General features: G+C 64.0%; 14 protein-coding genes. 10 read left to right on the forward strand and 4 right to left on the reverse strand.

The genetic code is table 11. From position 1 onward, the window contains the following. Positions 1 to 16 precede the first annotated feature (16 nt). Entirely contained in the window at positions 17 to 2,617 is a 2,601-nt protein-coding gene (gene cckA / locus DFR48_RS02745; protein ID WP_114361834.1) for a cell cycle histidine kinase CckA, read from the forward strand. 129 nt (positions 2,618 to 2,746) lie between these two features. On the opposite strand, the gene DFR48_RS02750 is transcribed toward cckA, so the two are convergent. Beyond that, positions 2,747 to 3,673, reverse strand: coding sequence for a pseudouridine-5'-phosphate glycosidase (locus tag DFR48_RS02750; protein ID WP_114361587.1), 927 nt, complete (start codon positions 3,671 to 3,673; stop codon positions 2,747 to 2,749). Between the two features lie 28 nt (positions 3,674 to 3,701). Continuing rightward, positions 3,702 to 4,646, reverse strand: coding sequence for a carbohydrate kinase family protein (locus DFR48_RS02755; protein WP_114361588.1), 945 nt, complete (start codon positions 4,644 to 4,646; stop codon positions 3,702 to 3,704). Between the two features lie 243 nt (positions 4,647 to 4,889). On the opposite strand from DFR48_RS02755, the gene recA reads away from it, so the two are divergent. The 3 genes from recA to DFR48_RS02770 all read left to right on the forward strand — a co-directional run bounded on the left by recA (position 4,890) and on the right by DFR48_RS02770 (position 10,135). Continuing rightward, entirely contained in the window at positions 4,890 to 5,978 is a 1,089-nt protein-coding gene (gene recA, locus DFR48_RS02760) for a recombinase RecA (RefSeq protein ID WP_112685073.1), read from the forward strand. Between the two features lie 156 nt (positions 5,979 to 6,134). Continuing rightward, a complete protein-coding gene (gene alaS / locus DFR48_RS02765) occupies positions 6,135 to 8,798 on the forward strand; it encodes an alanine--tRNA ligase (RefSeq protein ID WP_114361589.1) in 2,664 nt (887 codons plus the stop codon). Between the two features lie 89 nt (positions 8,799 to 8,887). Continuing rightward, on the forward strand, positions 8,888 to 10,135 hold the full coding sequence (locus tag DFR48_RS02770; RefSeq protein ID WP_147273501.1) for a GGDEF domain-containing protein: 1,248 nt from the start codon (positions 8,888 to 8,890) through the stop codon (positions 10,133 to 10,135). A 28-nt stretch (positions 10,136 to 10,163) separates the two neighbouring features. On the opposite strand, the gene DFR48_RS02775 is transcribed toward DFR48_RS02770, so the two are convergent. Beyond that, complete coding sequence (locus DFR48_RS02775; RefSeq protein WP_114361591.1) at positions 10,164 to 10,787, reverse strand: glutathione S-transferase family protein; 624 nt, start codon at positions 10,785 to 10,787, stop codon at positions 10,164 to 10,166. Between the two features lie 126 nt (positions 10,788 to 10,913). Beyond that, on the reverse strand, positions 10,914 to 12,128 hold the full coding sequence (locus tag DFR48_RS02780) for an NADP-dependent isocitrate dehydrogenase (protein ID WP_114361592.1): 1,215 nt from the start codon (positions 12,126 to 12,128) through the stop codon (positions 10,914 to 10,916). 229 nt (positions 12,129 to 12,357) lie between these two features. On the opposite strand from DFR48_RS02780, the gene DFR48_RS02785 reads away from it, so the two are divergent. From DFR48_RS02785 to DFR48_RS02810, 6 genes are all read left to right on the forward strand, one after another. Beyond that, positions 12,358 to 12,888: a hypothetical protein gene (locus DFR48_RS02785; RefSeq protein ID WP_114361593.1), complete on the forward strand. Its 531-nt coding sequence runs from the start codon at positions 12,358 to 12,360 to the stop codon at positions 12,886 to 12,888. A gap of 23 nt (positions 12,889 to 12,911) precedes the next feature. Beyond that, positions 12,912 to 13,442 (forward strand): hypothetical protein, encoded by a 531-nt coding sequence (locus tag DFR48_RS02790; RefSeq protein ID WP_114361594.1) that lies wholly within the window; start codon positions 12,912 to 12,914, stop codon positions 13,440 to 13,442. Beyond that, entirely contained in the window at positions 13,439 to 14,002 is a 564-nt protein-coding gene (locus DFR48_RS02795; RefSeq protein ID WP_114361595.1) for a hypothetical protein, read from the forward strand. Before DFR48_RS02790 ends, DFR48_RS02795 begins: the two co-directional genes overlap by 4 nt. Positions 14,003 to 14,067: 65 nt before the next feature. Continuing rightward, on the forward strand, positions 14,068 to 14,895 hold the full coding sequence (locus tag DFR48_RS02800) for an RNA methyltransferase (RefSeq protein WP_114361596.1): 828 nt from the start codon (positions 14,068 to 14,070) through the stop codon (positions 14,893 to 14,895). Further along, positions 14,876 to 15,679, forward strand: a complete 804-nt coding sequence (gene murI / locus DFR48_RS02805) for a glutamate racemase (protein WP_114361597.1) — start codon at positions 14,876 to 14,878, stop codon at positions 15,677 to 15,679. The genes DFR48_RS02800 and murI overlap by 20 nt, the downstream gene beginning before the upstream one ends. Before the next feature lie 145 nt (positions 15,680 to 15,824). Beyond that, positions 15,825 to 17,117, forward strand: a complete 1,293-nt coding sequence (locus DFR48_RS02810) for a hemolysin family protein (protein ID WP_114361598.1) — start codon at positions 15,825 to 15,827, stop codon at positions 17,115 to 17,117. The last annotated feature ends 98 nt before the right edge of the window (positions 17,118 to 17,215 follow it).

The following is a 17,215-nucleotide window of genomic DNA, read 5'->3' on the forward strand; positions in this document are numbered from 1 at the left end:
TAACGACGAGGCGTTCATGACGAGATTGCAACAGGCCGGCGAAAGCGATGCGCCCTTGGTCGACCGGGGTAACCGGTCCGGTGCGGCCATACGCATCATCGTGTTGGCGGTCGTGCTGCTCGCCGCCGCGGTCGCCTTCGTCCTCTTCAAGGATCAGCTCGAGAACGAATTCGTCCTCGGTATCCTCGGCGTGCTGGCGATGATGGGAATATTCTTCCTCGTCTCGGCGATGATCGGCTTCGTCGCCGTGATGCCGCAGTCGCAGTCCGACACGCTGGCCCGCAGCTTTCTCGCGAGCCAGCCAGAAGGTACGCTGATCACCGACGACAACGGCCGCATCGTTTTCGCAAACGCGGCCTACGGGCGGATCACCGGCGCCAGGAAGGCGACCGAAGTACAGACGCTGGAGGCTCTGCTCTCGCGCCATCGCGAATCGAGCGAGGCACTCTATCGGCTCGCCAACGGTTTGCGCACGGGCCGCGAGGGCTATGAGGAGTTTCGGCTCCTGAAGCCGCTCGGTCCGGTGACCGGCAGCGGCTCCGGCGCCCACTGGTATCGGCTGAAGGCGCGGCTGCTGCCGCTCGAAGGCAGCGTCAAGGTGCTGCAGATCTGGCAGATCACCGACATCACGTCGGAGCGCGAGGACCAGGAGCGCTTCTTCAAGGAACTGCAGCACGCGATCGACTATCTCGATCACGCGCCGGCGGGATTCTTCTCGGCCGGGCGAAAGGGCGAGATCTACTATCTCAATGCGACGCTCGCCGAATGGCTCGGCATCGATCTCACGCAGTTCTCTCCGGGTTCGCTCACCGTTGCCGAACTGGTCGCGGGCGAGGGAATGGCGCTCATCGAATCGGTACAGGCGGCGCCCGGCTCGACCAAGACGGAGACCTTCGATCTCGACCTGCGCTGCGCCAACGGCCAAAGCCTGCCGGTGCGGCTCATTCATCGCGTCCGTGCCGCCCGCGACGGTGCGCCGGGCGAAAGCCGCTCGATCGTGCTGGCGCGGCGGGACGACCACAGCGGCGACCAGTCGGCGTCGATCGCCTCGATGCGGTTCACGCGCTTCTTCAACAACACGCCGATGGCGATCGCCTCCGTCGACGGCGAGGGCCGAATTCTCCGGACCAACGCGCCCTTCCTCAAGCTCTTCTCGGACCTCGTCGGTCGCGACGACGTCGATCGCGGTGCGAGCCTCGACGTGGTTTTCCACGAGAGCGAACGCGAACGTTTCAACCAAGCGCTTGCGGCGGCGAAGAACCGTCAGGTGGATATCGCGCCGATCGACAGCCGGCATCCGAACAACGAGACGCGGCATTTCCGTTTCTACGTCAACGCGGTCATTGACCAGAGCGACGAGGCGCCGGAAGAGGCGGCGATCGTCTATGCGGTCGATGTGACCGACCAGAAGGCGCTCGAAACCCAGATGGCGCAGACGCAGAAGATGAATGCGGTCGGAACGCTCGCCGGCGGTATCGCCCACGACTTCAACAACGTGCTGACGGCGATCCTGCTTTCCTCCGACCATCTCCTGCTGCAGGCCCGGCCGTCGGACGCGAGCTTCGCAGACCTGATGGAGATCAAGCGCAACGCCAACCGCGCTGCCGTGCTGGTGCGGCAATTGCTCGCCTTCTCACGCAAGCAGACGATGCGCCCGTCGGTGCTGAACCTCACCGATGTCATCGGCGACCTGCGCATGCTGGTCGACCGCCTGATCTCGGGTACGGCGGTGAAGCTCCAGGTCGACTACGGCCGCGACCTATGGCCGGTGAAGACCGACCTTTCGCAGTTCGAGCAGGTGCTGATCAATCTCTGTGTGAACGCGCGCGATGCCATGCCGCAGGGCGGCACGATCACCATTTCCACCCGCAACATCAAGGCGGAACAGGCCGCCGCCTACCACTACCGTGAACTGCCTGCCGAAGAGTTCGTGCTGGTCGAGGTGGCCGACACCGGAACAGGGATCGCGCCGGAGATCATGGAGAAGATCTTCGAGCCCTTCTTCACCACCAAGGAAGTGGGGAAGGGGACGGGGCTCGGTCTCGCGATGGTCTACGGGATCGTCAAGCAGTCCGGCGGCTACATCTATCCCGAATCCGAGGTCGGCAAGGGAACCGCCTTCCGCATCTTCCTGCCGCGGCACGTGGCCGAGATCGTTCCTGTTCCGGCCGGCGGCGAGGCCGGAGCCGCGGATACCGAAGCGCGTCCGGCGGCGGTTTCGGAGCCCGCCGACCTCACCGGCAAGTCGGCGGTCGTTCTCCTCGTCGAGGACGAGGAGGCGGTGCGACGCGGCGGCAAGCGCATGCTGGAGACCCGCGGATACACGGTGCACGAGGCCGGCTCGGGCGTCGAGGCGCTCGACATCATGGACGAGCTCGACGGCGCCGTGGACATCGTCGTCTCCGACGTCGTCATGCCGGAAATGGACGGACCGACGCTGCTGCGGGAACTACGCAAGAAATATCCGGACCTGAAATTCATCTTCGTCTCGGGCTATGCCGAGGACGCGTTCGCCCGCAACCTGCCGGCCGACGCCAAGTTCGGCTTTCTGCCGAAGCCGTTCTCGCTGAAGCAGCTCGCCGTCGCGGTTCGTGAAATGCTGGACGGGGACGACTGAACAGCGACGTTTCGGTGTCGTGCACGCAGGCAGGTCGTGTGAGAGACGAGGGAAGAAGTGACCAAGTCGGCGAAGGACTGACGTAGCGGAATGTATCTCCCGCTACGTTACCTATGATCGCGAGGGTGCTCAGTCGTTCATCGCGACGGCGATTTCCGCAGCGAGGCGGGCATTGTTCTCGACCAGCGCGATATTGGTCTTGAGGCTGCGGCCGGCGGTCAGATGGAAGATGTTGTCGAGCAGGAACGGCGTCACGTCCTTGCCCGTCACCTCTTCGCGCTCGGCACTGGCGAGCGCGCGACCGATATAGATCTCCATCTCCTCGCGGGGGATTTCGTGTTCCTCCGGCACCGGATTGGCGATCAGCATGCCGCCCTCGATGCCGAGTTGCTCGCGCATCCGCTGGAAATTGGCGATGGCCGCGGGGCTGGAGAGCGAGAGCGGGCTGCGCAGGCCGGAATCGCGCGACCAGAAGGCGGGAAACTCCTCGCTGTCGTAGGTGACGACCGGAACGCCGCGCGTTTCCAGGAATTCGAGCGTCTTCGGAATGTCGAGGATCGCCTTCGGTCCCGCGGAAACGACGATGACCGGCGTGCGGGCGAGCTCTTCGAGGTCGGCCGAGATGTCGAGGCTTTCCTCGGCGCCGCGATGGACGCCGCCGATGCCGCCAGTGGCGAAGACCGAGATGCCGGCGCGGCTCGCGGCGATCATGGTCGCCGCCACCGTCGTTGCGCCGCTGCGGCGTTCGGCGAGCGCGAAGGCGATGTCGGCGCGCGAGAGCTTCATGACGCCGGTCATCTGCGCAAGCGTCGCGATCTGCGTATCCTCGAGGCCGATGTGCAGGATGCCGTCGATGACTGCGATGGTCGCCGGCACGGCGCCCTTCTCGCGAATGATCGCTTCGACGCTGCGCGCCATCTCCAGATTGCCTGGGAAGGGCATGCCATGGGTGATGATCGTCGATTCCAGCGCCACGATCGGCGCGCCGCGGACCTTGGCGGCGGCGACTTCCTTCGAATAGACGATCGGCAGCAGGGGCGAAATGGCTTTGGTCATGGGAGGTTCCGGGTTTCAAGACTGCAGGTCATGACAGGATTTTCGCGTCCGGCACAAGGGGCATATACGAATTGGCGAGATCGCGGGAGAGGTTTTCCGCGGTTGCGTGCGGCGAGCGAAGGGTAATGGCCGCAAGCGCGGCTCCGTGACGCAGTGCCTCGCCGAGGCCGCAGCCTTCGATGCGGGCCGAGATGACGCCGGACGCAAAGGCGTCGCCGGCGCCGGTGACGTCGACCACGTTGTCGAGCCGCGGCGGCGACAGGATCGCTGTTGCGGTCTCATCGAACGCCACGACGGCCCCGGCGCCGCAGGTGACGACGCCGCCCCTGAGGCCCTTTTCCCGCAGAAGCGCGGGCCAGTCGGCCGGATCATCGGGGCGGGCGCCGGTGAGGGCCTCGGCCTCCGCCGCGTTCATGAACAGCATGGTGAGGTCCGCAAGGGAGGGCAGCAGACGCACGACCTTCGCCGGCGAAATCGCGATCGCGAAGACCGGCAGGCCACGCGCGGCGGCGGCGTCGGTGAGCGCTGTGAGCGTCTCCGCCGGCAGATTGGCGTCGCAGAGCACGTGGCGTGCTTCGCCGAGCGCGGCGCGGAAGGAGAGGGTGCGGGTACGGCGTGGCCCGAACAGGTCGTAGAGGTCCATATCGGCAAGCGCGATGACGAGATTGCCGTCCGCCTCCAGGATCGCCGTGTAGCTCGGCGTGGCGCGGTCGAGAAAGACGACCGGACAATCGTCGATGCCGACGCGGAGGGCTTCGCCCGAGACGGCCATGCCCGCCGCATCACCGCCGCGCGGCGCGATCAGCCTGACCTCGTGGCCGAGCCGGGCGAGATTGCGGGCAGCGTTGAAGCCGCCGCCGCCCGGTTCCTCGAACCAGCGGCCGGGATTGCTCGCCCCCATGACAGTCGTGCCGGCGATCCGGCCGCGGCGGTCGATATGGGCGCCGCCGACGACGAGAAGGGAACCACTCATGCGCGCTTCCCGGAGCATTGCAAGCGCGACGAATCGCAAGCGGCCGCAAGTGCGGCGAAAGCACGGTGGGGCATGAGCGACGGTACATGGCATGTCGCCTGAAACATAAAGTGAACATCCTGCGAAATCGCAAGTCTATTCAGCAGGTTGAACAGGGATTGCCAGATGAGAACAAAACGTGTACACATGGTCCGTCGGCTGCTTCATTGCCTATGCGGCTTCAATAACCTAAAGGTGGATCGAATGGCACAAAATTCTTTGCGGCTCGTAGAGGACAAATCGGTGGACAAAAGCAAGGCACTTGAAGCGGCACTTTCGCAGATCGAGCGAAATTTCGGCAAGGGCTCGATCATGAAGCTCGGCGCGAACGAGAGCGTGGTCGAGATCGAGACGGTTTCCACCGGGTCGCTGAGCCTCGACATCGCGCTCGGCATCGGTGGCCTGCCGAAGGGGCGCATCGTCGAGATTTACGGTCCCGAAAGCTCGGGCAAGACGACGCTCGCACTGCAGACGATCGCCGAATCGCAGAAGAAGGGCGGTATCTGCGCCTTCGTCGACGCCGAGCACGCACTCGATCCGGTCTATGCCCGCAAGCTCGGGGTCGACCTGCAGAACCTCCTCATTTCACAGCCTGACACCGGCGAACAGGCGCTCGAAATCACCGACACGCTGGTGCGCTCGGGCGCGATCGACGTGCTCGTCGTCGACTCGGTCGCCGCACTCACGCCGCGCGCCGAAATCGAGGGCGAGATGGGCGACAACCTGCCGGGCATGCAGGCCCGCCTTATGAGCCAGGCGCTGCGCAAGCTCACCGCCTCGATCTCCCGCTCGAACTGCATGGTCATCTTCATCAACCAGATCCGCATGAAGATCGGCGTGATGTTCGGTTCGCCGGAAACGACGACCGGCGGTAATGCCCTCAAGTTCTACGCCTCCGTTCGCCTCGACATCCGCCGCATCGGCGCCGTCAAGGAGCGCGAGGAGGTCGTCGGCAACCAGACGCGCGTGAAGGTCGTCAAGAACAAGATGGCGCCGCCCTTCAAGCAGGTCGAGTTCGACATCATGTACGGCGAGGGCGTCTCCAAAACCGGCGAGCTCGTCGATCTCGGCGTCAAGGCCGGGATCGTCGAGAAGTCCGGTGCCTGGTTCTCCTACAACAGCCAGCGGCTCGGTCAGGGACGTGAGAATGCCAAGACTTTCCTGCGGGACAATCCGGAGCTCGCCCAGGAGATCGAGATGGCGTTGCGTCAGAATGCCGGGCTGATCGCCGATCGTTTCCTGCAGAATGGTGGCCCGGACGCCGGCGACGGTGATGGTTCCGCGGATATGTGATCCGCAATCATTTCAACGACCGACAGAGCGCCGGTCCGATATCGGAAGATGTCGGGCCGGTTTTTTTCCGTGCGGCTGGACAGTGCCGGTCACGGACGATAAAAGCCTTTGGTTTTTAGGCTTTGGCCGGCATCCGGCAGCAATGAAGGGCGTGACATGAGCGGCGTAAATGACATCCGGTCGACTTTTCTCGATTACTTCAAGGCAAATGGCCATGAAGTCGTGTCGTCGAGCCCGCTCGTGCCGCAAAACGACCCGACGCTGATGTTCACAAATGCCGGCATGGTGCAGTTCAAGAACGTCTTCACCGGCCTCGAGCAGCGTCCCTACAAGACGGCAGCAACCGCGCAGAAGTGCGTGCGCGCCGGCGGCAAGCACAACGACCTCGACAATGTCGGCTATACCGCGCGTCACCACACCTTCTTCGAGATGCTCGGTAACTTCTCCTTCGGCGACTACTTCAAGGAGCGGGCGATCGAGCTTGCCTGGAACCTGATCACCAAGGAGTTCGGGCTTGCCAAGGATCGGCTCTGCGTTACCGTCTACCATACCGATGACGAGGCGTTCGGCCTGTGGAAGAAAATCGCCGGCCTTGCCGACGAGAAGATCATCCGCATCCCGACCAGCGACAATTTCTGGGCGATGGGCGATACCGGCCCCTGCGGCCCGTGCTCGGAGATTTTCTACGACCACGGCGACCACATCTGGGGCGGCCCTCCCGGTTCGCCGGAGGAAGATGGCGACCGCTTCATCGAGATCTGGAACCTCGTCTTCATGCAGTACGAGCAGATCACCAAGGAGGAGCGCGTCGACCTGCCGCGTCCGTCGATCGACACGGGCATGGGCCTCGAGCGCATTGCCGCCGTCCTGCAGGGCCAGCACGACAACTACGACATCGACCTCTTCCGCGCGCTGATTGAGGCTTCCGTCGAACTCACCGGGGTCAAGGCGGAGGGCGAGCGTCGCGCCAGCCACCGCGTCATCGCCGACCACCTCCGTTCGTCCGCCTTCCTGATCGCTGACGGCGTCCTGCCGTCCAACGAGGGCCGTGGCTACGTGCTTCGTCGCATCATGCGTCGCGCCATGCGCCACGCGGAGCTTCTCGGTGCCCGCGAACCGGTCATCTACAAGCTCCTGCCCGTGCTCGTGCAGCAGATGGGCCGGGCCTATCCCGAACTCGCGCGCGCCGAGGCGCTCATTTCCGAAACGCTGAAGCTCGAGGAAACCCGCTTTCGCAAGACGCTGGAGCGCGGGCTCAGCCTGCTGTCGGAGGCGACGGCCGATCTTTCGAAGGGCGACAGTCTCGACGGCGAAACCGCCTTCAAGCTCTATGATACCTACGGCTTCCCGCTCGATCTCACGCAGGACGCGCTGCGCAACCGCGGCATCGGCGTCGACCTCACCGGCTTCAACGATGCGATGCAGCGCCAGAAGGCGGAGGCGCGTGCCCACTGGGCGGGTTCCGGCGACAAGGCGACCGAGGCCGTCTGGTTCGAGCTCAAGGAAAAGTTCGGCGCGACCGAATTCCTCGGCTATTCCTCCGAAAGCGCGGAGGCCGAGGTACAGGCCATCGTCAAGGACGGTGCGGCCGTCAACAGCGCCTCCAAGGGCGAAACCGTGCAGGTGGTCGTCAACCAGACGCCGTTCTACGGGGAGTCTGGTGGTCAGGTCGGCGACACCGGTGTGATTGCCGGCGACAACGCGAAGCTCGAAGTTTCCGAGACGCAGAAGAAGGGCGAAGGTCTCTTCGTCCATACCGCGACGGTGACCGAAGGCACGCTGCGCGCGGGCGATGCCGTGGTGATGACCGTCGACCATGCCCGCCGCTCGCGGCTGCGCGCAAACCACTCGGCGACGCACCTCATCCATGAGGCGCTGCGCGAGGTACTCGGCACCCATGTCGCGCAGAAGGGCTCGCTGGTCGCGCCGGAGCGCCTGCGTTTCGACGTGTCGCATCCAAAGCCGATGTCGGCCGAGGAGTTGAAGGTCGTCGAGGCGATGGCGAACGAGATCGTCACCCAGAACACGCCGGTTACCACCCGCCTGATGAGCGTCGACGACGCCATCGCCGAGGGTGCGATGGCGCTGTTCGGTGAAAAGTACGGCGACGAGGTTCGCGTCGTGTCGATGGGGAAGGCCATCCACGGGCCGAAGGCCGGAAAGCCCTATTCGGTCGAGCTCTGCGGCGGCACGCATGTCTCCGCCACCGGCGACATCGGCCTCGTGCGCATCCTTTCGGAAAGCGCGGTCGGTGCAGGCGTTCGCCGTATCGAGGCGGTGACCGGCGAGGCGGCGCGCGCCTATCTCTCCGAGCAGGACGAGCGCGTGAAGCAGGTCGCGACGGCGCTGAAGGTACAGCCGGCGGAAGTGGTCACGCGCGTCGAGCAGCTTGTCGAGGAACGTCGTAAGCTGGAACGCGAACTTGCCGATGCCAAGCGCAAGCTCGCCATGGGCGGCGGTGGCCAGGCTGCCGCCGACGAGGGCGCCCGCGAGGTTGGCGGCGTGAAGTTCCTGGGCCGCGTGCTCAAGGGCGTCGAAGCCAAGGACCTGAAGGGGCTCGTCGACGAGAGCAAGGCAGGTCTCGGTTCCGGTGTCGTGACGCTGATTGCCGTCTCCGAGGATGGCAAGGCGAGCGTCGTCGTCGGTGTTACCGATGATCTCACCGGCCGCTACAGCGCAGTCGAACTCGTGCGCCTCGCCTCTGCTGCCGTCGGCGGCAAGGGCGGTGGCGGCCGCGCCGACATGGCCCAGGCCGGCGGCCCGGATGGCGAAAAAGCGGATGCTGCGATCGCCGCCGTCGAAAAGGCGCTGGCCGCGTAAGGCGGCGGCGTCACGGGCGCAAATCGGCTCGGCATTTTCGAAATCTTCATGCTTGCCGTATAAGGCGGTCGAGACGAATTGGGGATGCCGTGGCCACTCTCTTTCACGTGCCGACATTGATGGCCTGCCTGCTGGCGATCTGGGTGGTCTTCGCCGTATTGCTGACGATGGCCTGGTCTCTGGAACGGCAGCGCCCGGAACTGGCGATCTGGAGTGTCGGCTTCTGGCTCGGCGCCCTCGGCGCCCTGTTCTTGTCGCTGCGGACGATCCTGCCGGAGGGGCTCACGATCGGGCTCGGAAACGGCCTGCTCATCCTCGCGACAGGGCTTGCATGGCTCGGGATTCGGGCGTTCGACGGCCTCTCGCTCAAGTTCTGGGTACCGGTCGTTCCGACTGTCCTCTGGTTCGGCGCGTTCCTGTTCTGGCCGGGTTTCCGTGAGGATGTGAACGCCCGAATAGCGCTGGTTTCGGTCATCATCATTGTTTTCAGCGTGATGTTCATCCGCAGCATGTGGCAGGGTGAGGCGATCGAGCCGCTGCCCTCCCGCAAACTGGTGATGGGCACGATGGCCGTGCACGGCGTGATCAACGCCGTCCGATTGCCGCTAGTGGTGGTCGCCCCGGTCATGGAACAGGGAGGCATTGCCCTTTCCGCCTGGCACGGCGTCTTCACCTTTGAGATCGTCGTCAACACACTCTTCTGCGGAATGGCGCTCTTTTCGCTCGGCCGCGAGCGGGTGACGGCGGAATACAAGCGCGCATCCCAGATCGACGCGCTGACGGGCGTCTTCAACCGCCGTGCCTTCAGCGACCACGTCGATGGTTACCGCCGTCGCGGCGTGGGAGGCGCGATCGCACTTCTCGATCTCGACCACTTCAAGCGCGTCAACGACTCCTACGGCCATGGTGCGGGCGACAAGGTGCTCTGCGCCTTCGTCGCGATGGTTCAGGACATCCTGCCGCAGGATGTGGTCTTCGGGAGGCTGGGCGGCGAGGAGTTCGCGGTCTACCTGCCGGCGCGCAATCGGGGCGAGGCCCATGCCGTCTGCGAGCGGCTTCGGCGGACGGCGGAGGCCCTTCCCGTCGACTGGAAGGGGAACCGGCTGACGTTGACCGTCAGCATCGGCCTTTGTGGGGATGTTCCCGCCGGCGTCGATCTCGGCGTCGTGCTCGGTCTGGCCGACCGCGCGCTCTACGCAGCAAAGCGAAACGGCCGCAACCGGATCGCCTTTGCCGATGGTTCGGAAGGACAGGGTGAGCTTCTCCCGCGCGTCGGGCCAGCGGAGGCGGCCTGCCAGACCGGCACATCGCCTGCGGAGCATCAGGCGTCTTCCTGATCGACGGCGACCCGATATCCGTTGCGGATCAGGCCTTCTGCATGGCCTGCATGGCAGCATTGTCGAGCGACCGGGCGCGCGCGGCAGCCGGCCGATCGGTCACCCGGGCGAGGTAGGTCTCGAAGGCGGGACGCCGTTCGATCGACTCCATATGCAGACCCCAGCCGATTTGAGATCCGACATAGACATCGGCGGCGGTAAAGCGGTCGCCGGCGACGAAGGGCGTTCGAGAAACGGCATATTCGAGCGTGTCCATCACGTCCTCGAAGGAGCCGTAACCGATCATGCCCCGCCTGTCAGCGGGAACCTCGAAGCCGAGGGCGCGGTTGGACGTTGCAGCCTCCAGCGGACCTGCCGCGAAGAAGAGCCAGCGATAGTAGCTGCCGCGCTTGTTCGCCGGCGGCGCGAGACCCGCGTCCGGGAAGGCGTCGGCGAGATAGACGCAGATGGCCGCGCATTCGGTGACCACCGTCTCGCCGTGGCGGATCGAAGGCACCTTGCCCATCGGGTTGACGGCGCGATATTCGGGCGACTTCATCGGTGCGCCGAAGGGCACGATCTCGGTCCGGTACGGTTCCCCGATCTCCTCCAGCATCCAGCGGACGATGCGTCCGCGCGACATCGGATTGGTGTAGAAGGTCAGTTCCGTCATGCGCAATCCTCCTCTGTGCTGATATCGCGGTTTCGCGTGGACGGAAGTTGAGCGCTCAACGCGAGCACACGCAACAAAAAAACCCGGCACGAGGCCGGGTTTTCGTCATTTTCCGGTGCCGATGGCTCAGGCGGCCATGGCCTTCTTGAGGTTCTCGTCGACCTTGTCGAGGAAGGCCGTCGTGGAGAGCCACGGCTGGTCGGGACCGATGAGCAGCGCCAGGTCCTTGGTCATGAAGCCGCTTTCGACGGTGTCGACGCAGACCTTTTCGAGCGTCGTCGCGAACTTGGCCAGTTCGGCATTGTCGTCGAGCTTGGCGCGATGTGCGAGGCCGCGGGTCCAGGCGAAGATCGAGGCGATCGAGTTCGTCGAGGTTTCCTGGCCCTTCTGGTGCTGGCGGTAGTGACGGGTGACCGTGCCGTGGGCGGCTTCGGCTTCCACCGTCTTGCCGTCGGGGGTGAGCAGCACCGAGGTCATCAGGCCGAGCGATCCGAAGCCCTGCGCGACGGTGTCGGACTGCACGTCGCCGTCGTAGTTCTTGCAGGCCCAGACATAGCCGCCGGACCACTTCAGCGCCGAGGCGACCATGTCGTCGATCAGGCGGTGCTCGTAGGTGATGCCGGCTTCGTCGAACTGCGCCTTGAACTCGGCCTCGTAGACTTCCTGGAAGATGTCCTTGAAGCGGCCGTCATAGGCCTTGAGGATGGTGTTCTTGGTCGAGAGATAGACCGGCCACTTGCGCATCAGACCGTACATCATCGAGGCGCGGGCGAACTCGCGGATCGACTCGTCGAGGTTGTACATCGCCATGGCGACGCCGGCGCCGGGAGCCTGATAGACTTCCTTCTCGATGACCTGGCCGTCTTCGCCGACGAACTTGATGGTCAGCGTGCCCTTGCCCGGGAACTTGAAGTCGGTCGCCTTGTACTGGTCGCCGAAGGCGTGACGGCCGACGACGATCGGCTTGGTCCAGCCCGGAACGAGACGCGGCACGTTCTTGCAGATGATCGGCTCGCGGAAGATCACGCCACCGAGGATGTTGCGGATGGTGCCGTTCGGGCTCTTCCACATTTCCTTGAGGCCGAATTCCTTCACGCGGGCTTCGTCCGGGGTGATCGTGGCGCATTTGATGCCGACGCCGTGCTTCTTGATGGCGTTGGCGGCGTCGACGGTCACCTGGTCGTTGGTCGCATCGCGGTTTTCGACGGAGAGGTCGTAGTATTCGATCGGAAGATCGAGGTAGGGCAGGATCAGCTTTTCCTTGATGAACTGCCAGATGATGCGGGTCATCTCGTCGCCGTCGAGATCGACGACCGGGTTTGCAACCTTGATCTTCTTCATGAATGCCTCTTGAGCGCTGCGGATCGAAATCCTGAGGGTGGTTAAAGCGAAAATCCGGAGCGCTATAGCATTGCGCGCTCGTCAGGCAAAGGCGCGGGCCTGCGAATATCGGGGTTTTTATCACCAAAGTTGGACGCACATATCCCACGATTCCCGAGGGTTCGCCGATTGCCGTCCGTCATCTGCGAGATAGAGTGGCGGGGCTTTTCCTTCCCTTGGAACATGTTCAATGAAGACACCCAAATCCCTCTTGCTGCTGGCCCTGCTGGCTGGTGCGCCTGTCGTTGCGTTCGCCGCCGACCCGACCGTCCCGGTCAAGACCATCATCGAGGTTGCCGCCGGCAACTGGTCGGAGACCAGTCCGACTGCAAACGATGTCTTCGACAAGGAGCGTCTCGGACAGTTTTTCAGCGCCGACTTCGCGAAAACCTATCGCGAGGCGTCGAAGCACCCTGCCTACGATCCACCGGAAGGCGAAACGACCGGGAGCCCGTTCGATTACGATCCGATCGCCGGGGGCCAGGAGGGCTGCGCCTTCGAGAACATCCGCGTCGAGGACGATGGCGAAGGCCAGGTGACGGCGCTTTTCAACAACCGCAAGTGCCTCGGGGACGATCCAGCCTACAAGGAGGACACGGTCCTGATCTTCCATGTGGTCGAGGAGCAGGGGCGCGCGGTGATCGACGACATGTACCGCGTCGAGGACGGGCAGTCGGGCAAGTCCCTGAAGGACGAGCTCAAAGATATTGCCGGCCAGTGACGGTCGGTCAGGGAGACATGGAAATGAAGAAGATTATTGTTGCCACATGCATCTCGTTGCTCGCCGGCGGGGCATTCGCCGCCGACGCCGACGAGCCGGTCAAGGTGCTGATGGATATGGCTGCCAGCAACGCCGCCGTCGAGCCCGGCCCGAACGCGGTCTATGCCGACTATTTCGCGCCGGGCATGCTGCTCATGTATTTCAGCGACGGCTTCGTTCGCGACTTCACCACTGCCCTTCTCAAGCAGAAGGAAGGAGGCAGCCAGGTCCTGATCGACTGGGATCCGGTGATCGGCGGTCAGGACGGTTGCGCGCCCAAGGACGTCACCTACGGCAAGCCGGAGACGAAGGGTGCCGTCACCGAGGTGCTTGTCCGCTTCAAGCGCAGCTGGTGCTACGAGGGCGACGCCGAGACCAAGGAAGAGGTCACGCAGGTGACCTATCGCCTCGTGGAGGAGGGCGATGAAGTGGATGAAAAGCACTTCGTGATCGACGACATCCATTTCGCGAACGACGTGCCGCTGCGCGTCGAGCTCCGGGAGCTGGCGAAATGAGAAAGGCCGTCGTTCTTACTGCAACCCTCCTCGTTGCGAGCGTGGCCAGCGCCTTCGCAAACGAACCGCAGGATCCTGTCGCGGCGCTGATGGCGGTCGCGGACGGCATCGAAGGCAACAGCGAGGCGAGTGACTATTTCGACGAGGTTCTCCTGACGTCGATCTACAGCGCGAGCTTCGCCCAGGTCTACCGCATGGCGGTGCTCGGCGACCAGTTGCTCGATCTGCAAGGGGAAATGACCGGTCAGGACGAAGTCGTCGTCAGCCAGGACCCTTGCGAAATGAAGGACCTGAAGATCGTTCCCCGACCGGCGAAGGACAAGGTGACGCCGGTCGACGTCTATTTCGACGTCTCGTCCTGCTGGGGGAACGATCCGCACCTCGATCAGCCGTCCCTGACCGTCCACGTCGTCTCGGAGAACGGCCGCTACGTCATCGACAACTTCTGGAACAGCGACTACGACGGCGGCCGGCTCGAAACCTCGGTCAAGGCGAAGTTCGCGGCGCTTGCCAAGCGGTATGTCGACGACATGCTGACGAGCCGGTTCTCTCCCGAATAGCCACGGTCTTTGCCTCCGCCCGATTTTGTGCCAAGGAAACGCCGAATTCCTTGGAAGGGTACGAGATGGCAGGCACCAACAGCGAGCGCGAACTTTTGGCGGAGGGTCCGGCGATCGTTCTGGTCGAGCCGCAACTCGGCGAGAACATCGGCATGGTGGCGCGCGCGATGGCGAACTTCGGCCTCTCCGAACTGCGCCTCGTCAAGCCGCGTGACGGCTGGCCGAGCGAGAAGGCGCGTTCGGCGGCATCGAAGGCCGACCACGTGATCGATGCGACGTGCGTGTTCGATACGCTGGAGGAGGCCGTCGCCGACCTCAATTTCGTCTATGCGACCACGGCACGCGAGCGCGACGGCTTCAAGCCGGTGCGTGCGCCCATGGATGCTGCCGCAACGCTCAGGACGAAATTCGGGGCGGGCGAGAAGACCGGCATCCTGTTTGGCCGCGAGCGCTGGGGCCTTACCAACGAAGAAGTGGCGCTGGCTGACGAAGTGGTGACCTTCCCGGTCAATCCAGCCTTCGCCTCTCTGAACATCGCCCAGGCCGTATTGCTGATGTCCTACGAGTGGATGAAGTCCGGCATGGAGGATGTGTCGGAGACGCGCTTCCAGGCGGTCGAACAACGGCCCGCGACCAAGGAGCAGCTTTTCGGCCTGTTCGATCAGGTCGAGGAGGCGCTGGACGCGCGGGGCTATTTCCGCCCGGCAGGCAAAAAGCCGCGCATGGTGGAGAACCTGCGGGCCGTGCTGTCGCGGCGCGCCTTCACGGAGCCGGAAATCAGCGTGCTGCGCGGGGTTTTCGCCACATTCGACCGTTACAGCCGCCAGAACCCGCGCGGCGGATGGCGGGAAACGGCTGGGGACACAAGCGACGATGGCGGCGACACGGACTGATCTGAAACCCGTACTGGTCTTCGATTCCGGTATTGGCGGGCTAACCGTGCTGCGCGAGGCGCGCGTGCTGATGCCCGAAAGGGGCTTCGTCTATGTCGCCGACGATGCCGGTTTTCCCTATGGCGCATGGGAGGAGGGGCCGCTGAAGTCGCGCATCCTCGACCTGATGGCCGAACTCATCGAAACCTATGAGCCGGAGGCGGTGATCGTCGCCTGCAATACCGCCTTCACGCTCGCCGGCGCCGATCTTCGCGCCCGCTTTCCCGACATGCGTTTCGTCGGCACGGTGCCGGCGATCAAGCCGGCGGCGGAGCGCACCCGCTCCGGCCTCGTTTCCGTGCTCGCGACGCCGGGGACCGTCAAGCGCGCCTATACCCGTGACCTGATCCAGTCCTTCGCCGGCCAGTGCCACGTCCGGCTCGTCGGCTCGCAGAACCTTGCCGGCATGGCGGAAGCCTATATTCGTGGCGAATCGATCTCCGACGAACTCGTGCTCTCGGAGATCATGCCGTGCTTCGTCGAGCTGGACGGTCGGCGCACCGACATCGTCGTGCTCGCCTGCACGCACTATCCGTTCCTTGCAAACATCTTCCGTCGCCTTGCGCCCTGGCCCGTCGACTGGCTGGATCCGGCGGAAGCAATCGCGCGGCAGGCGCGACGTCTGGTGCCGCCGGCGCTCGATGCGGAACACCCGGAACAGTATGATTTTGCCGTATTCACCTCCGGCAATCCCGATTTCTCCACCCGGCGGCTCATGCAGGGTTTCGGTCTCAGGACCTGCTGAGGGAATTTTTTCCCCTTCACCGCATTTGCCCTTCTTCGGAAAGGCTCAATTTTCCTACGGTATTTTGAAAAGCGTCTTCAATGTATGCTAGTGGTTCGCTGATGCGCCCTCGCGGTGCGTCGATCAACGGAGCTCTCGAACTGCCTTGGCCATAGAAATCATCATCGTGATTTTGCTCACCGTCCTGAACGGCGTCCTCGCAATGTCGGAAATGGCGGTCGTTTCCTCCCGCCCCGCGCGGCTCAAGGTGCTCTCCGAACAAGGCAATCACGGCGCGACCGTCGCCATACGGCTGGCCGAGGAACCGGGTCGCTTCCTGTCGACTGTGCAGATCGGAATCACGCTGGTCGGGGTGCTGTCCGGTGCCTTTTCGGGCGCGACGCTCGGCAACCGGCTTGCAGGCTGGCTCTTGTCGCAGGGTGTGTCGCCGGCCTTTTCGGACGCCATCGGCGTCGGTTCGGTCGTCGTCCTCATCACTTATCTGTCGCTGATCGTCGGCGAACTCGTGCCGAAGCAGATCGCCCTTCACAATCCCGAAATGATGGCCGCGCGGATCGCCCGCCCGATGCTGGTGCTTTCCAAGGTTTCGGCGCCGCTCGTCTGGCTGCTCGACAATTCCGGCCGGCTGGTTCTGAGCCTGCTCGGCCAGAAGGAAATGGCCGCCGGCACCGTGACCGACGAGGAGATCAAGTCGGTTCTCGCCGAGGCCCAGAGCGCCGGTGTCATCGAAACCGAGGAATCGGCGATGATCTCCGGTGTCATGCGCCTCGCCGACCGGACCGCGCGCGGGCTGATGACGCCACGCCGCGACGTCGAGGTCCTCGACCTCGAAGACAGCATCGAGGAAATCCGCGAACATCTTCGCCACACCCAGCATTCGCGCCTGCCGGTGCGCGACGGCACGTCGGACGAGATCATCGGCGTTCTCTTCGTCAAGGATTTCTACAACGCCGTGATCGCCGAAGGCGAGGATTTCGACCTGCGTTCGATCATCACCCAAGTGCCGATCGTCTCCGATTTCTCGAGCGCAATCGACATCATCGCGGCGATGCGCAAGGCGGCGCCTCACATGGTTCTGGTCTACGACGAGAACGGCCATTTCGAAGGCATCATCACCTCGGGCGACATCCTGGAGGCGATCATGGGCGCTTTCCTGGAGGACGAAACCGAGGAACGCGCGATCGTCAAGCGCGACGACGGTTCCTTCCTCGTTTCCGGCTGGATGCCGATCGACGAATTCGTCGATCATGTGCGCGTCCGCGTGGAGGAAGACCCGGACTATACGACGGTTGCCGGGTTCGTCATCGACGTGCTGAAGCACATCCCCGAGCTCGGCGAGAGCTTCATCGCCGACGGCTGGCGCTTCGAGGTGATCGACCTCGACGGCCGGCGCATCGACAAGCTGCTGGTCTCGCCGGCGGACCAGGGCGAGATCTGATCACCCGCGCGCGGTCAGGGCGAGGAGCGCCTTCGCCCTGACAGGCCGGCCCTCCATTCCCTGTGGGTTTCTGCAATTGAAATGGCGAAATGCGCCGA

The sequence above is a fragment of the Ciceribacter lividus genome (assembly GCF_003337715.1).
Lineage (GTDB): Bacteria > Pseudomonadota > Alphaproteobacteria > Rhizobiales > Rhizobiaceae > Allorhizobium > Allorhizobium lividum.

Coding starts and splice junctions, on each gene's coding strand:
- recA (WP_112685073.1), top strand. CDS start 4,890: ATGGCACAAAATTCTTTGCGGCTCGTAGAGGACAAATCGGTGGACAAA.
- DFR48_RS02750 (WP_114361587.1), bottom strand. CDS start 3,673: ATGACCAAAGCCATTTCGCCCCTGCTGCCGATCGTCTATTCGAAGGAA.
- alaS (WP_114361589.1), top strand. CDS start 6,135: ATGAGCGGCGTAAATGACATCCGGTCGACTTTTCTCGATTACTTCAAG.
- DFR48_RS02775 (WP_114361591.1), bottom strand. CDS start 10,787: ATGACGGAACTGACCTTCTACACCAATCCGATGTCGCGCGGACGCATC.
- DFR48_RS02790 (WP_114361594.1), top strand. CDS start 12,912: ATGAAGAAGATTATTGTTGCCACATGCATCTCGTTGCTCGCCGGCGGG.
- DFR48_RS02795 (WP_114361595.1), top strand. CDS start 13,439: ATGAGAAAGGCCGTCGTTCTTACTGCAACCCTCCTCGTTGCGAGCGTG.
- DFR48_RS02785 (WP_114361593.1), top strand. CDS start 12,358: ATGAAGACACCCAAATCCCTCTTGCTGCTGGCCCTGCTGGCTGGTGCG.
- murI (WP_114361597.1), top strand. CDS start 14,876: ATGGCGGCGACACGGACTGATCTGAAACCCGTACTGGTCTTCGATTCC.
- DFR48_RS02755 (WP_114361588.1), bottom strand. CDS start 4,646: ATGAGTGGTTCCCTTCTCGTCGTCGGCGGCGCCCATATCGACCGCCGC.
- DFR48_RS02780 (WP_114361592.1), bottom strand. CDS start 12,128: ATGAAGAAGATCAAGGTTGCAAACCCGGTCGTCGATCTCGACGGCGAC.
- DFR48_RS02800 (WP_114361596.1), top strand. CDS start 14,068: ATGGCAGGCACCAACAGCGAGCGCGAACTTTTGGCGGAGGGTCCGGCG.
- cckA (WP_114361834.1), top strand. CDS start 17: ATGACGAGATTGCAACAGGCCGGCGAAAGCGATGCGCCCTTGGTCGAC.